This is a genomic window from Nocardia acidivorans NBRC 108247 (genome assembly GCF_001625085.1).
Classification (GTDB): Bacteria; Actinomycetota; Actinomycetes; order Mycobacteriales; family Mycobacteriaceae; genus Nocardia; species Nocardia acidivorans.
In genome coordinates, this window is the sequence record NZ_BDAW01000002.1 from 95,661 (window position 1) to 109,254 (window position 13,594).

A 13,594-nucleotide genomic window follows, 5' to 3' on the forward strand; every position below is an offset into this window, starting at 1 on the left:
ACGAGAATCGCCACCGGCCTTCCCGGCTCCCGGTGCGCCCCACGTCGCCTGCCCCGGTGCGTCACCGGATGCGTCGCGATTCACGCCCGGAGGCTGATCGGCAACCGACTCCGGCCCGCCATTGCTGGTCGCGACGGCAGGTGAACCGCCCTCCCCGTTCCGCCCCGCGGCTCCACCCGAATTCGCTGCGTCACCGCCATTTTCGCCCAGCGCGGGGTGCTGCCAAGTATTCGGCCCCGACATGAGCGGATTGGGAGCCCAGTTGGTCCCCGGCACCCGTGTGGAGCCCAACGGCGATCGAGTCGCTCCGCCCTGCGGGGGCGCACCCGAATCACCTTGATGCGGCGCGGTCCGGGCGCCCTGCGGCGGGGTGCCGGGGGTGCCTTGGGCCGGAGCACTGGGGGCGGCGTCCTGTGGTGCGGCGGGCGAACCTTGGCGGGGTGCATATGGACTTTGGTTCCATGCGGCCATTCCCGGTCCGCCGGGTGCGGTGATCGGGAAGCTGCCGGTGTGCGCGCCCTGATGTCCGGGGCCGTGGGGGCCGGTTGCGCCGCCATGGGGTGCGGAAGGTTGGCCTGCCGGGCTGGATCCCTGTGGGCTGGGCGCGGTTCCGTGCGGGGCGGTGCCCTGGGGAGCGGGCGCGGCGGGGCTTTGTGTCGGCGGCGCCGGCCGCTGTCGCCCATCGCTCGGCGGCGCGGCGGGGGTTGAGCCCTGGCCACCGCGCGGGCCGTAGGGGCTGGACTGGGAATTGCCCTGTTCTGGAACAGGTCCCGGTCGCTGCGGCAGCGGTACGTCGATTGCCCGGTGCCGTCCGGTATTGGTTCCCAGCCCGCTGTCCACGGGCAATTCCCCGGTGGTACCCGCCGAGTCCGGTTGTGCGGCCGCGCTACTCGATGAGCTGGACTGTGCGGCTGCGTTGCTCGCCGGAGCGGGCGGAACGTCGGCCACGGAGCCGAGGCTCGGATCGGGCAGACCGCCCGGTGCGGCATTTCGGCCGGTGCCCGGCCCCGCCGCCGCTCCTTCAGCGGTGAAGGAGCTTTCAGCCGTCGCGGGCGAAAGGGGCACGCGGACAGTCATCTCGGCGGATGCGGCCGGAACATCGGATCCAGCCTCGGCTCGGGTCTTCGAGTCGTCCTGCGGCGCGGGTGCGCTCGCCGAAGATCCGCGCGGCGGCGCGAGAATGTCGTCCACAGTTGTTCCCGGCAGCGGGAACTCCGGAGGCACCGCGCCACCCGGACCGAGATCGGCCTTGTTCCCCGTGGTCGCCGCCCCGTGTGACGGAGACGGCGGCAGGTCGGGCACACCGGGCGGTGGCGTCACCGAACCGGCGGCACCCGCACCGTTCTTCGCGACCTCTCCGGGCGCATCGGGAAGCGCCGGTCGCCGACCGGACTGTGATGAACCCTGCTGCGGTGCAAGAGGATCCGACTGCTCACCGCCCACAGCGGCATTCGGTGTCCCGGCGCTATTCGGCGACGGCGGCAGCGGCGAGTGCAGACGAGGGTCCGCGACCTGTCCCGGTCCGCCCTGCCCCGGAGCGTCCGGCAGTTGCGGCCGCGATTGAGAAGGCACGCCAGATGTGCTCTGCGCCGCGGACTCCGGGAGTGGCCGCTGCGCAACGGGATCCGGCTGAACCGCAGACGACGGCGATTCCGGGATATACGGCTTCGGCGGGGCACCAACGCTCGCTGCGGGAGCGGACGCCGCGCTATAACGCGTCGTCGCGTCCTGGCCCGGTGCGGCGGGGTTCGGCTGTGGCGGGCCGGGAATGGATGGGATGCCGGGTTGGGTGCCTTCCGGCCGCGTCTCCTGCCGCGTGGGCGGCAGCTGCGGTGGTACGCCGTACCGCGTCGTCGCGTCTTGGCTCTGCGCGGCGGGGGTCGGTTGCGGCGCATCGGGAATGACGGGGGCGCCGGTCGGGGGCGTGAAGGAGCCCGAAGTCGGTCCCTGCGTACGAGTGCCCGGCTGCGGGCCAACCGGCTGCGCGCCTTGCGGCCGTGCGCCCTGTGTCGGGGCATCGGGGAGCGGGGTGTGTGGGGCCGGGGGGAGCGGGGTGGAGGGGCGGGGCTGGCCGAAGGACGGCGCGGGGGTGCCACGGTGTGCGTCCGGGGCGGGCGGGGTGGTGAAACGTGCTGCGGCGGAGGGCGGTTCGCTGCTCGGGTCGTGGGCCGAGCGCGAGGGCACGTCGTTGGCCGGGCCGCCGGTGGGCGCGGGGGACCGCGGAATTCGAGGTGCGGCGGTGGTCGAGTGCGGACCCTGCTGAACCTCGGGGCCGGATGGCGCTCGCCGCGCATCGGAGGTCGAAGGAGCTCGCCGCGCATCGGGTAGCGGGGTGCTTTGGGGGCGGCGGGTTTCGGTGGGGAGTTCGGGGGTGATGGGGGGTGCGGGGAGGTCACCGGAGGTGGACCAGGGTTGGCGGGTGGGGGTGGGGTCCTGGTCGGGGGTGGCGTCTTTGCGGGATTTGCGGCGGCCGAAGAGGCGGCGCGGGGACTTTTCCTCGGGGATGAGGTCGTCGTGGGGGAGGTTCTCGACGGGGGCTTCGTAGCCGGATTGGGAGACGTCGCTCTCGGAGAGCCAGGGCGGGAGCATGGGGAGGCCGTCGTTGTTGCGGCTCACATCAACCCCCGTGTGCTTGAGCGGTCTGGTAGGACAGGCCGTAGTTTAGCGATCTTCCCCCGTGCCGCGCTCGGGCCTCGGAGAGCTCGCACCCACCCAGCTTGGCGGTTACCTACCCATCCGGTTAGACGGTAACCGTACCCATTCGGCCCGGCCGCGGAATCCCGCCGGGCACGCGCATGCCGGGTCGGAGCGTGTTCCGGCCCACTACGAACAGGGCGTATTTGGTCGCATCTGGGGAAACGGGTAAGCTTTGTCGGCGGTGCACCTACCTGCTGGCTGTGGCATGTCCACGACTGCGTAAAGGAAGTATTGCACCGGGTCCACCGCAGTGCACCACTTGACTACGGCAGACCTATATAGACGTGATGAGCTCGAACCAACCAGGTTCAGCCTGAAACGGGATCGCGGAGGATATGGCGAAGAAGGAAGGGGCCATCGAGGTCGAGGGCCGGGTCATCGAACCATTGCCCAACGCGATGTTCCGGATTGAGCTGGAGAACGGTCACAAGGTTCTCGCGCACATCAGCGGCAAGATGCGGCAGCACTACATCCGTATTCTGCCCGAGGATCGCGTCGTCGTGGAGCTTTCGCCCTACGACTTGACCCGTGGTCGGATCGTCTACCGCTACAAGTGATTTCCCTCGGGGGACGCTAGATTTCCGGAGCCGCGCGCTCCGGGTCTTCCCCGGCCATTCCGGCCGGGGAAAAACTGTGTTCACGGCCAGTGAACACACGGAACCAGATTGGATCTGACGTGAAGGTCAACCCCAGCGTCAAGCCGATCTGCGAGAAGTGCAAGGTGATCCGCCGTCACGGTCGGGTCATGGTGATCTGCGAGAACCTGCGCCACAAGCAGCGTCAGGGCTGATCTCGGTCTCATGCCGGATCGCCGGAGGCAACTCCGGTCGCTCACCAGCCAAGCACCGAACGCGATTCGGATTGGCAGATACACAGAAGTAACTCCCAGAGCCAGTCGCCGTTGTCGAGTCCTGTAGAGGGCGGATGGCGGCCTACCCCCGGTACGGAGGCCGGGGCCCCACTCGAGGGGACGGTCAGGGAGCAGACCTCCGCAACCATTAAGGAAATGCCACATGGCACGTCTTATGGGCGTTGACCTCCCGCGCGAAAAGCGCATGGAGATCGCGCTGACTTACATCTTCGGCATTGGTCGCACCCGCGCCAAGGAGATCCTGGAAGCCACCGGCGTCTCCGGTGACATCCGCTCCAAGGACCTCACCGATGAGCAGGTCACGGTTCTGCGTGACTACATCGAAAGCTCCGCTCTGAAGGTGGAAGGCGACCTGCGCCGCGAGGTTCAGGCCGATATCCGCCGCAAGATCGAGATCGGCTGCTACCAGGGTCTGCGCCACCGTCGTGGCCTGCCTGTGCGTGGCCAGCGGACCAAGACCAACGCCCGCACGCGCAAGGGTCCGAAGAAGACCGTCGCCGGCAAGAAGAAGTAGGGATAGCGTATGCCTCCGAAGAGCCGGACCTCGGGTCCGAAGAAGACTCAGAAGTCGCGTCGCCGGGATAAGAAGAACGTCCCGCACGGCCACGCGCACATCAAGAGCACGTTCAACAACACCATCGTGTCGATCACCGATCCGGCCGGAAACGTCATCTCTTGGGCGTCCTCGGGTCACGTCGGCTTCAAGGGTTCGCGTAAGTCGACCCCGTTCGCCGCGCAGCTCGCCGCCGAGAACGCTGCCCGCAAGGCGCAGGAGCACGGCGTCAAGAAGGTCGACGTGTTCGTGAAGGGCCCGGGTTCGGGCCGCGAGACCGCGATCCGTTCGCTCCAGGCCGCGGGCCTGGAGGTCGGCACGATCTCCGATGTCACCCCGCAGCCGCACAACGGCTGCCGTCCGCCCAAGCGGCGTCGCGTCTAAGCGGGAAGGAAAAGGTAGAGAATCATGGCTCGTTATACAGGCCCCATCACCCGCAAGTCGCGTCGTCTCCGTGTTGACCTCGTTGGAGGCGACCAGGCGTTCGAGCGTCGTCCTTACCCGCCCGGCCAGCACGGCCGCGCGCGGATCAAGGAATCCGAATACCTCATGCAGCTGCAGGAGAAGCAGAAGGCTCGCTTCTCGTACGGCGTCATGGAGAAGCAGTTCCGCCGCTACTACGAAGAGGCGAACCGCCAGAAGGGCAAGACCGGCGACAACCTGCTGCGTCTGCTCGAGACCCGTCTGGACAACGTCGTGTACCGCGCTGGTCTGGCCCGTACCCGTCGTCAGGCTCGTCAGCTCGTCAGCCACGGCCACCTCGTGGTCAACGGCGTGAAGGTCGACGTCCCCAGCTACCAGGTTTCCCAGTACGACATCATCGATGTCAAGGAGAAGTCGCTGGGCACCCTGCCTTTCCAGGTTGCGCGCGAAACCGTTGGTGACCGCCCGGTTCCGGGTTGGCTCCAGGTCGTTCCCGGCCGTCTTCGCATTCTGGTGCACCAGCTCCCCGAGCGTGCGCAGATCGATGTTCCGCTGCAGGAACAGCTGATCGTCGAGTTCTACTCGAAGTAATAGGGGCGCTGACGCGCCGCTGGTGGATGACCACAATGTGGGGGCTCACGCCCCCACCCCTCCGGGATCAGGGTCCGGCCCTGAATCCGAAAGGGTTGTGGTACTTCACTTTTCCAGTCGTGAGCGTCAAATAGCGGACGCTCGAAGGAGGAGAAATCCATGCTGATTTCACAGCGACCGACACTGACCGAAGAGGTTGTGTCCGAGAACCGGTCGCGGTTCACCATCGAACCGCTGGAGCCGGGTTTCGGTTACACCCTCGGTAACTCGCTGCGCCGCACGCTGCTGTCCTCGATCCCGGGGGCTGCCGTTACGAGCATTCGTATCGACGGCGTGCTGCACGAGTTCACCACGGTTCCGGGCGTGAAGGAAGATGTCACCGACATCATCCTGAACCTCAAGGGCCTGGTTGTCTCGTCCGAAGAGGACGAGCCGGTCACCATGTACGTCCGCAAGCAGGGCCCGGGCACCGTCACCGGCGGGGATATCGTCCCCCCGGCCGGCGTGACCGTGCACAACCCGGACATGCACATCGCGACCCTGAACGACAAGGGCAAGCTGGAGATCGAGCTCGTTGTCGAGCGCGGTCGCGGCTACGTTCCTGCCGTGCAGAACAAGGCGTCGGGTGCGGAAATCGGCCGGATCCCGGTGGATTCGATCTACTCGCCGGTTCTGAAGGTGACCTACAAGGTCGAGGCGACTCGTGTCGAGCAGCGCACCGACTTCGACCGGCTCATCCTGGATGTCGAGACCAAGAACTCGATCTCCGCGCGGGATGCGCTGGCGTCGGCGGGCAAGACCCTGGTCGAACTGTTCGGTCTCGCTCGCGAGCTGAACGTCGAGGCCGAGGGCATCGAGATCGGCCCGAGCCCGGCCGAGGCGGACCACATCGCCTCGTTCGGTCTGCCGATCGAGGACCTCGATCTGACCGTGCGGTCGTACAACTGCCTCAAGCGCGAGGGAGTGCACACCGTCGGCGAGCTGGTCGCCCGCACCGAATCGGATCTGCTGGATATCCGTAACTTCGGCCAGAAGTCCATCGACGAGGTCAAGGTCAAGCTGCATTCGCTTGGTCTGTCTCTCAAGGACTCCCCGGCCTCCTTCGATCCGTCCTCCGTCGTCGGTTACGACGCGGCGAGCGGCACCTGGAGCGACAGCGGTTCGTTCAGCGACACCGACAGCGGCGAGCAGGACTACGCCGAGACCGAACAGCTTTAGGCCGGATGGGGCGGGCGCCCCGACGGTCTTAGACACAGGAGATTCCAATGCCCAAGCCCAAGAAGGGTGCTCGCTTCGGCGGGTCGGCGTCGCACCAGAAGGCGATCTTCGCCAACCTGGCGACGGCGCTCTTCGAGCACGGTCGCATCACGACCACCGAGTCCAAGGCCAAGGCGCTGCGCCCCTACGCCGAGAAGCTTGTCACCAAGGCGAAGGCCGGCACCCTTGCCGACCGTCGCGAGGTGATGAAGGTGATCCGCTCCAAGGACGTCGTGCACGCTCTGTTCGCGGAGATCGGCCCGTCGTTCGAGGGTCGTGAGGGTGGCTACACCCGCATCATCAAGACCATCCCGCGCAAGGGTGACAACGCTCCGATGGCGATCATCGAGCTGGTCCGCGAGAAGACCGTGACCAACGAGGCCGATCGTGCCCGTCGTGTCGCCGCTTCGCAGAAGGCCACCGAGGCTCCGGCCGAGGAGACCAAGGTCGAAGAGGCCGAGGTCGAAGAGGCCGAGGTCGTCGCCGAGGCTCCGGCCGAGGCCGCTGCCGAGGAGAAGAAGGAAGACTAGTCTTCCCGACTCATTCCATGAGGAAGCCCGCCGTCCCCTCCGGGTCGGCGGGCTTCCTTCATGTTAACCAGGAGATCGCTGTGACCGTGGACGATCAGGCGCCGGAGCCGATTTCGGTTCGGGTACGGCTCGACATCAGCTATGACGGCACCGACTTCACCGGCTGGGCCCGCCAGCCCGGTCTGCGCACCGTGCAGGGCGTACTGGAGGAGGCGCTGAGCAAGGTGCGGCGCGAGCCCATCGTGTTGACCGTGGCCGGGCGCACCGATGCCGGTGTGCACGCCGAGGGTCAGGTCGCGCATTTCGATACGCACGGCGAGGTGGACGGCCCGCGGCTGGTGCACCGGCTGGCGCGATTCCTGCCGAAGGATGTGCGCGTCAAGGATGTTCGGCTCGCGCCGCCGGAGTTCGACGCCCGGTTCTCCGCCATTCGACGGCATTACGCGTATCGCCTGACCACCGCTGCGTACGGCGCGGAACCGCTGCGGTCCCGGTATATCGTGCCGTGCCGCCCCGGGGCGGATCTGGAGGCGATGGCCGCCGCGTCCCGAAAGCTATTGGGACTGCATGATTTCGCGGCCTTCTGCCGCCGCCGCGAGGGTGCGACCACCATTCGCGAGCTCCAGCGCTTCGACTGGGAGCGCGAGGGCGACCTGCTCACCGCGTATGTCTCCGCGGACGCCTTCTGCTGGTCCATGGTGCGCAGTCTGGTCGGCGCGGTGCTCTCGGTAGGCGAGGGGCGGCGGACGCCGGAGTGGGTCGCCGGACTGCTGAACGAGCGCGAGCGCGCCAGTGCGGTGACGGTCGCGCCCGCGCACGGTTTGAGTCTGGTCGCCGTGGACTATCCGGCAGATTCGGACTTGGCCGCACGCAATGCGGCGACCCGTGAAATACGTACCGTGTCCGATTCTTCGGGGTGCTGCGGAGAGTGAGCGCTATCGTGTTCGAATTCGCCTATCGCGGAGCATGATTCGCGAATTCGCTGGATTTCGCGGAATCTGCGGGATGTTCGATGCGCACCGCCGCCGATTCCGGATCTCGCCGTGAATCCTCAACTCTGCGGTGAGGATTCGTTCTGCGAGTTGCAATGGGCTCGATCGCCGATCGCCGTCCGCACGCCTCGGTAGTTCGGACACACCGGTGAATTCGGGCGCGCGGTCCGAAAGTTGAAATATGTGAAGGGATTTCGACTTTCACCCCGCCCAAAGGTGCGACAATCGGCCAATGAGCGGCGGCTTGGAACCCGCAGTGGTGGAGGTGCGGTCCATGCCCGAGGTCTCCGAACAGGAGACGTTCGAGCAGTGGGAGGCCGCCGTGGCGCGGGCGTACGTACCGCTGGTGGTGACGCCGGTGCGATCCGGGGACTTCCGAGCGCGAATAGTGCAGTCCCGGTTCGACGATATGGATGTCTCCACCGTCACCGCGAGCGGTCAGCACATCACCCGCATTCCCCGGCTGATCCACGAACCGGAGGAGCCGATCCTGTTCGCCACCGTGACCACGCACGGGCGCGGCTGGCTGTCGCAGGACGGCCGGGTCGGTGAGATGGCGGACGGCGGGCTCATGCTCTATGTGAGTTCGCGTCCCTTCACCGCGCATTTCGATCAGAACTGGGGCGTGGTGGCCGTCCAGGTGCCGCTGTCGCAGGTGGTGGGCGCCTCCGGGGTCGCCTCGGATCGGCTGCCGACCGCGGTGCGCTTCCCGCCGGAGGGCGCGGCCGGGATAGTCGGCCGATTCTTCTGCGGGCTCGCGCAATTGCAGTACACCGCGCCGGAGCAGGCGGCGGTGCTGGCCCGGCACGGCACCGGTTTGCTGGCCTCGGTGGTGCAGTTGGCGGCGGGGGATGTGCCGCATGACGAACCCGGACAGGTGCTCACCAAACAGCAGGCGCTGGCGTACATCCAGCAGCATTACGCCGATCCCGGGCTCACGGTGGATCGGGTGGCCGCGGCGTGCGCGGTCTCCCGGCGCACGCTGTATCGCATGTTCGAGGATGGTGGGGACGGGTTGGCGGTGCTGCTGCGGCGGATGCGGATCGAGCGCGCCCTCGCCTTGATCCGGACAGATCCGACAAGGCCGTTGCTCTCCATCGCGCGGGCCGCCGGATTCGTCTCCGAGCGCCAGTTCTATCGGGCCTTCAAACGCGAGATCGGAATGACACCGGGCGAATTCCGCACCGTGCATGCATGATTCGCTGTGCGGTTCGCGGAATGCGTGCTCGCGTCCGGTGGATCGGCCGCGCGGTGCCGTCGCGTCCGCCTGACGTCAATGGTCAGTGAGTTGGCACGGCAGGGCAGTCACACCGTGGCAACCCGTGTGAATACTTGTGGGGCACTGGGTTCGCTCCGCTCGTGGCTTCGGCACGGTCGTCGATGATGCCGATGTGCCTGGCGGGCGATGCGGAGACGCCGCCCGGTCGTTTTGCCGAGCCGCCGACGACCGGGTCGGCGTACTGCCCGGAATTATCTGGTAACTGGTCCGGTTCGCCGGGTTCAAACAGGTTCAATACATGTTTGCTGGAGCCCGGGGAATGGGATGATGCTGGAGTGGGAAACGCGGCAACCGCCAGCGCCGAGGTCTGCTCGAGCTCGGATACTTCGGCGCGCCAGGCGTTCGAGCAGTGGGAGGCCATCGTCTCCGACGCTGTGCTGCCCTCATCCATCGAGCCACTGGCCTCGGGGCACTGGCACGGAAAAGTGAGCACCACCCAGTTCGATCGCTCCAGTTTCACCCTCATGTCCGCCAGCGCGCAGCGGGTCATGCGCACCCGGCGTCAGATCGAACAGGCCAGCGCCGAATTCCTGCTGGTGAATATTGTTGTGGAGGGCTCGAACTGGACCGAGCAGAACGGCCGGGTGGCCGATACGCCCGCCGGGTCCATCGTCTTCTTCGACAGCGCCCGCCCGCTGGACAGTCGCACCACCGATAACGCGGTCTCGGCCATCGTGCGCGCGCCCATGCATCTGGTACTCGAGCACGCCGGTCTGGTGCGCGACGAACTGCCGCTCGCCACGCCGATGCGGACGACCGGTGCGCTCGGCGTGGTGGCCAGCTTCTTCCGCGGTCTGGCCGAACTGCCGCCCGATGAGACCACCCAGGCGGCAACGGTTCTGGACTCGGAGATCGCGGGCATGCTCTCCTCCGCGGTGCTGCTGGCCACCGGGCGCAGCTCGCCCGCCCCCTCGGATTCGCTGTATACGCGCCAGCAGGTGCTGGCCTACCTCCGCAAGCGCTACACCGATCCCGAGCTCACCGTGGACGAGGTGGCGCATGCCTGCCTGGTCTCGCGGCGCACGCTGTATCGCCTGTGCGAGGGCTTCGGCGGTCCGGCGGCGCTGGTGCGGCGGATGCGGGTGGAGCATGCCCGGCGACTGCTGCGCGCCGATATGAACCGGCCGCTGGCGGCGGTGGCCGCCGCCTCCGGATTCGCCACCGACCGGCACTTCTACCGCGCTTTCCGGGATGAGACCGGGCAGACGCCAGGCCAATTCCGCGCCAAATTGGACCCGGGCACTCCCCGTCCGTAGCTCGGCACGGGATGTCGCTGCACCCGGCAGCCGTTCGGCGAAGGGTGATGGCACAGATCATCCCGATCGTGCCGAAGGGAGCCGAGGTGCCGACGAAGGTGCGGGTAGCAGCCATCCAAGCCGAACCGCGGTGGTTGGATCTGCGCGCGGGCGTGCAGCAGGCGATCGAGCTCATCGAGGCGGCGGCGGTCGGCGGCGCACAGCTGGTCGCGTTCCCGGAGACCTTCCTGCCCGGCTATCCCTGGTGGCTGTGGCTGGATGCGGTGAGCTGGGGCCCGGGTTTCTTCGCGCGGTACCGCACCAACTCATTGACCGTGGGGCGCACCGAGTTTCGGCGGATCGCCGATGCCGCGCGCCGGCATCGCATCCATGTGCTGCTCGGTTTCAGTGAGCGCTGCGGGAGTTCGCTGTACATGTCGCAGTGCCTCATCGACGATCGGGGCGTCTTGGCGGGGGTGCGGCGCAAGCCCGAGCTGACACCCTTGGAGCACAGGATCTTTCGCTGCGGTGAGATCACCGAGCCGTATGTCTTCCGCACCGATATCGGCCGCATCGGCGTCCAGGGCGGGTCGGAGCAACTGCATCTGCCCGCCCGGCGGGAGCTGGAGCGCACCGGCGCACAGGTGCATATCGTGTCGTGGCCCGGGTTCATCGTCGCCCGCGATGTGGATTGGGGTGTGCGCGTGAACAATGCGGCCACGCTCTGGTACGCGGTGGTCGGAAATCTGAATGTGATCGCGGCCTGTTCGGTGATGGATGTGGCCGGCAGTGAGAGTCGGCGTGGCGGCGTGGCACCCGCCAAACAGCTGGTGCGCGGCCCGGGCGGCCATTCGCGCATTTACGCGCCCGGCGGAGCGGAGTTGGCGAGTCCGTTGCACGGCCACGAGCAGGGAATCCTGTACGCGGACTTGGAGTTGGACCTGAGTTGCGAGTCCGCTGCCTAGCGATTTCTCTGAGCAGAGGTGGCGCGGTCCGTCAATCCACGGCCGCAGTGATTTTCGGCTATTGGCCGTGCGTTGGTGAATCTGACACACTGCCCGGTATTCGGTCGGGCAGAGGCCGTCGATGGTTGTCGAGGGATGGGGAGTGGAGCGGTTCGCGGAAGTCAATCGGGTCGAGGTGCGATCCGGATCGGAAGCGTCGACGGCGGAGGCTTTCGAGCGTTGGGAAGCGCATGTGAGTGCGGCCTATGTGCCCCTTGCGGTTTCGCCGACGCCGAGCGGGGTGTTTCGCGGGCATATCGAGCATGCGCGATATGGCGACATGGATCTCACGGTGGTCGGTTCGACACCGCAACAGATCCATCGCACCGGCCGGTTGATTGCGCGCACCGAGAACGAGTTCCTTCTCGCAAGCATTCCGCTTTCCGGTAGTGCGCGACTACGCCAGGACGATCGAGTAGCGCAAGTCGCGCCCGGTGGGATCGTGTTCTACGACACTTCCCGGCCATACGAGTGGGAATTCGGCGAGGAGTGGGAGCAGGTCGTTCTGCAGGTTCCACTGAGTAAGCTGCGTGAGCGCTACGGCATCATCGAGTCGGAAGTGCCTACCGCGAAACACTTTTCGAGTGAAAGCGCGCCCGGTGTGGTCGCGCAATTCTTCCGGGGTGTGGCGGGATTACGCCGTAATGATCCCGGCGGTGCGGCGCTGCTGGCCGAACCGGGGATGGATCTGCTGGCGGCGGCGGTGGTGGCGGCCTCGGGCGGGGTGCCGCGGGATCAGTCCGCCGATGCCTTGAATCGGCAACGGGTGCTGAGCTTCATGCGCGACAACTGCGCGGATCCGGATCTCGGAGTTGATCGAATCGCCGAAGGTTGCCGAATGTCCAGGCGTACGCTGTATCGGGTGTTCGGCGAGTTCGAAGGGGGTCCGGGAGCGGTGTTGCGGCGCATGCGAATCGAACGTTCCTGCGAGTTGTTGCGCACCGCGCCGCAGTTGCCGCTCTCCGCGGTGGCGAAGGCCTCGGGTTTCCTCACCGAGCGCAGCTTCTATCGTTCGTTCCGCACGGAAATGGGCACTACGCCCGGTGCATTCCGTACATTGCCTTGAACTGTTTATTGCTATAAACACCGCAGTGGCATGAACAGTCCGTAAACCGGCACACTCGGCCATGGTGTGTGCTGTTGCCATTCGCAAGAGTCGAATTCCATGAGGGAAATGGGATGAGGCGAACGGTGCGGGTGGCGGCGATCCAGGCCGAGCCGAAATGGCTGCGGCTATCGGAGGGAGCCGAGCAGGTTGTCGAACTGATCGGTAACGCCGCCGCCGCGGGGGCTCGCCTGATCGCATTCCCCGAGACCTTCCTACCTGGCTTTCCCTGGTGGCGCTGGGTTGATTCCAATCAGTGGAACGCGGAATACTCCACCCGGTGCCGGGAGAATTCGATGACCCGCGACGGCGCGGAAATGCGCCGAATCACCGCCGCCGCAAGGGATCACGGTGTGCATGTGGTTCTCGGGTTCGGGGAACGGCAGGATCGTCGAATCTATATGGCACAGGCCGTAATCGACGAGAATGGCGACATCGTTTCGATTCGCCGTAAGGCCGGGTTGAACAGTATCGAGCGCAAGGTATTCGCCTCCGGCACACCGAATCTCCCGGCCGTGCAGCACGGCGTCATCGGGAAGGTGGGTGCGCTGTCCGGGCAGGAGAATCAGCGCCCGCTGCTCACCCGGGCATTGCGCGCCGATGAGGAGCAGATTCATATCGCGGCGTGGCCGGGGCATCCGGAAGGCGATGCGCCGGGACCGGATTCGGCGCCCACCGTGAGCCGGATGTACGCCCTCGAGGCGCACGCCTACGTGGTGGCCCCGTGTGCGGTGGTCGGTTCGGCGGCCTGGGATCGGCGCGGTCCGCAGACCACGCGCCGCACCGGTCAGGCCCGCATCTACGGCTCGAGCGGCACCGATATCGTCACCCCGCTCACCGCGGGTGTGGAGGGCATTCTCTACGCCGATCTGGAAGTCGGGGCGGTGGCTCCGGACCGGCGTGAGGTGGATCTGGCGCCGCGGCATCGGGCGCGCCGGGGGCAGCAGGCGGCGGCCCGCACCGCGCCGGCGCGGCGATTGGGTACCGATCGCTGGGCGGTTCCACTCATTCGCGGAACGAGTTCGGACGGAATGACCGCCTGCTGAACGTTGTACGC

13 protein-coding genes are annotated in these 13,594 nt (G+C 66.9%); all 13 read left to right on the forward strand.

The window, feature by feature from the left end:
* The first annotated feature begins 3,032 nt into the window (after positions 1 to 3,032).
* The 13 genes from infA to NA10_RS00420 all read left to right on the forward strand — a co-directional run bounded on the left by infA (position 3,033) and on the right by NA10_RS00420 (position 13,583).
* Positions 3,033 to 3,254 (forward strand): translation initiation factor IF-1, encoded by a 222-nt coding sequence (infA, locus tag NA10_RS00360; RefSeq protein WP_040804562.1) that lies wholly within the window; start codon positions 3,033 to 3,035, stop codon positions 3,252 to 3,254.
* Positions 3,255 to 3,373: 119 nt separating this feature from the next.
* The gene (gene rpmJ / locus NA10_RS00365) at positions 3,374 to 3,487 is read left to right on the forward strand and encodes a 50S ribosomal protein L36 (RefSeq protein ID WP_067561702.1); all 114 of its coding nucleotides are present in this window, start codon (positions 3,374 to 3,376) and stop codon (positions 3,485 to 3,487) included.
* A 223-nt stretch (positions 3,488 to 3,710) separates the two neighbouring features.
* Positions 3,711 to 4,082: a 30S ribosomal protein S13 gene (rpsM, locus tag NA10_RS00370; RefSeq protein WP_067561705.1), complete on the forward strand. Its 372-nt coding sequence runs from the start codon at positions 3,711 to 3,713 to the stop codon at positions 4,080 to 4,082.
* A gap of 9 nt (positions 4,083 to 4,091) precedes the next feature.
* A complete protein-coding gene (gene rpsK, locus NA10_RS00375; RefSeq protein ID WP_067561707.1) occupies positions 4,092 to 4,505 on the forward strand; it encodes a 30S ribosomal protein S11 in 414 nt (137 codons plus the stop codon).
* A 24-nt stretch (positions 4,506 to 4,529) separates the two neighbouring features.
* On the forward strand, positions 4,530 to 5,135 hold the full coding sequence (gene rpsD / locus NA10_RS00380; protein ID WP_067561710.1) for a 30S ribosomal protein S4: 606 nt from the start codon (positions 4,530 to 4,532) through the stop codon (positions 5,133 to 5,135).
* A 159-nt stretch (positions 5,136 to 5,294) separates the two neighbouring features.
* On the forward strand, positions 5,295 to 6,353 hold the full coding sequence (locus tag NA10_RS00385; RefSeq protein ID WP_067561714.1) for a DNA-directed RNA polymerase subunit alpha: 1,059 nt from the start codon (positions 5,295 to 5,297) through the stop codon (positions 6,351 to 6,353).
* Positions 6,354 to 6,400: 47 nt separating this feature from the next.
* Complete coding sequence (gene rplQ, locus NA10_RS00390) at positions 6,401 to 6,922, forward strand: 50S ribosomal protein L17 (RefSeq protein WP_067561716.1); 522 nt, start codon at positions 6,401 to 6,403, stop codon at positions 6,920 to 6,922.
* 86 nt (positions 6,923 to 7,008) lie between these two features.
* Positions 7,009 to 7,854 carry a tRNA pseudouridine(38-40) synthase TruA gene (gene truA, locus NA10_RS00395; protein WP_373862319.1) on the forward strand — a complete coding sequence of 282 codons (846 nt, stop codon included), beginning with the start codon at positions 7,009 to 7,011 and terminating at the stop codon, positions 7,852 to 7,854.
* A gap of 292 nt (positions 7,855 to 8,146) precedes the next feature.
* Positions 8,147 to 9,112 carry a helix-turn-helix domain-containing protein gene (locus NA10_RS00400; protein WP_067561719.1) on the forward strand — a complete coding sequence of 322 codons (966 nt, stop codon included), beginning with the start codon at positions 8,147 to 8,149 and terminating at the stop codon, positions 9,110 to 9,112.
* A 356-nt stretch (positions 9,113 to 9,468) separates the two neighbouring features.
* Positions 9,469 to 10,449 carry an AraC family transcriptional regulator gene (locus NA10_RS00405; RefSeq protein WP_067561722.1) on the forward strand — a complete coding sequence of 327 codons (981 nt, stop codon included), beginning with the start codon at positions 9,469 to 9,471 and terminating at the stop codon, positions 10,447 to 10,449.
* Positions 10,450 to 10,517: 68 nt separating this feature from the next.
* Complete coding sequence (locus NA10_RS00410; protein ID WP_169812509.1) at positions 10,518 to 11,393, forward strand: nitrilase-related carbon-nitrogen hydrolase; 876 nt, start codon at positions 10,518 to 10,520, stop codon at positions 11,391 to 11,393.
* Between the two features lie 142 nt (positions 11,394 to 11,535).
* Positions 11,536 to 12,498: an AraC family transcriptional regulator gene (locus tag NA10_RS00415; RefSeq protein ID WP_067561727.1), complete on the forward strand. Its 963-nt coding sequence runs from the start codon at positions 11,536 to 11,538 to the stop codon at positions 12,496 to 12,498.
* A gap of 113 nt (positions 12,499 to 12,611) precedes the next feature.
* Positions 12,612 to 13,583, forward strand: coding sequence for a nitrilase-related carbon-nitrogen hydrolase (locus NA10_RS00420; RefSeq protein WP_084514170.1), 972 nt, complete (start codon positions 12,612 to 12,614; stop codon positions 13,581 to 13,583).
* Positions 13,584 to 13,594 lie beyond the last annotated feature (11 nt).

Bases quoted from the DNA above. Each gene is read 5' to 3' on its own strand.
- infA (WP_040804562.1), top strand. From the start codon at position 3,033: ATGGCGAAGAAGGAAGGGGCCATCGAGGTCGAGGGCCGGGTCATCGAA.
- NA10_RS00400 (WP_067561719.1), top strand. From the start codon at position 8,147: ATGAGCGGCGGCTTGGAACCCGCAGTGGTGGAGGTGCGGTCCATGCCC.
- rpsK (WP_067561707.1), top strand. From the start codon at position 4,092: ATGCCTCCGAAGAGCCGGACCTCGGGTCCGAAGAAGACTCAGAAGTCG.
- rpsD (WP_067561710.1), top strand. From the start codon at position 4,530: ATGGCTCGTTATACAGGCCCCATCACCCGCAAGTCGCGTCGTCTCCGT.
- NA10_RS00385 (WP_067561714.1), top strand. From the start codon at position 5,295: ATGCTGATTTCACAGCGACCGACACTGACCGAAGAGGTTGTGTCCGAG.
- rplQ (WP_067561716.1), top strand. From the start codon at position 6,401: ATGCCCAAGCCCAAGAAGGGTGCTCGCTTCGGCGGGTCGGCGTCGCAC.
- NA10_RS00420 (WP_084514170.1), top strand. From the start codon at position 12,612: ATGAGGCGAACGGTGCGGGTGGCGGCGATCCAGGCCGAGCCGAAATGG.
- rpsM (WP_067561705.1), top strand. From the start codon at position 3,711: ATGGCACGTCTTATGGGCGTTGACCTCCCGCGCGAAAAGCGCATGGAG.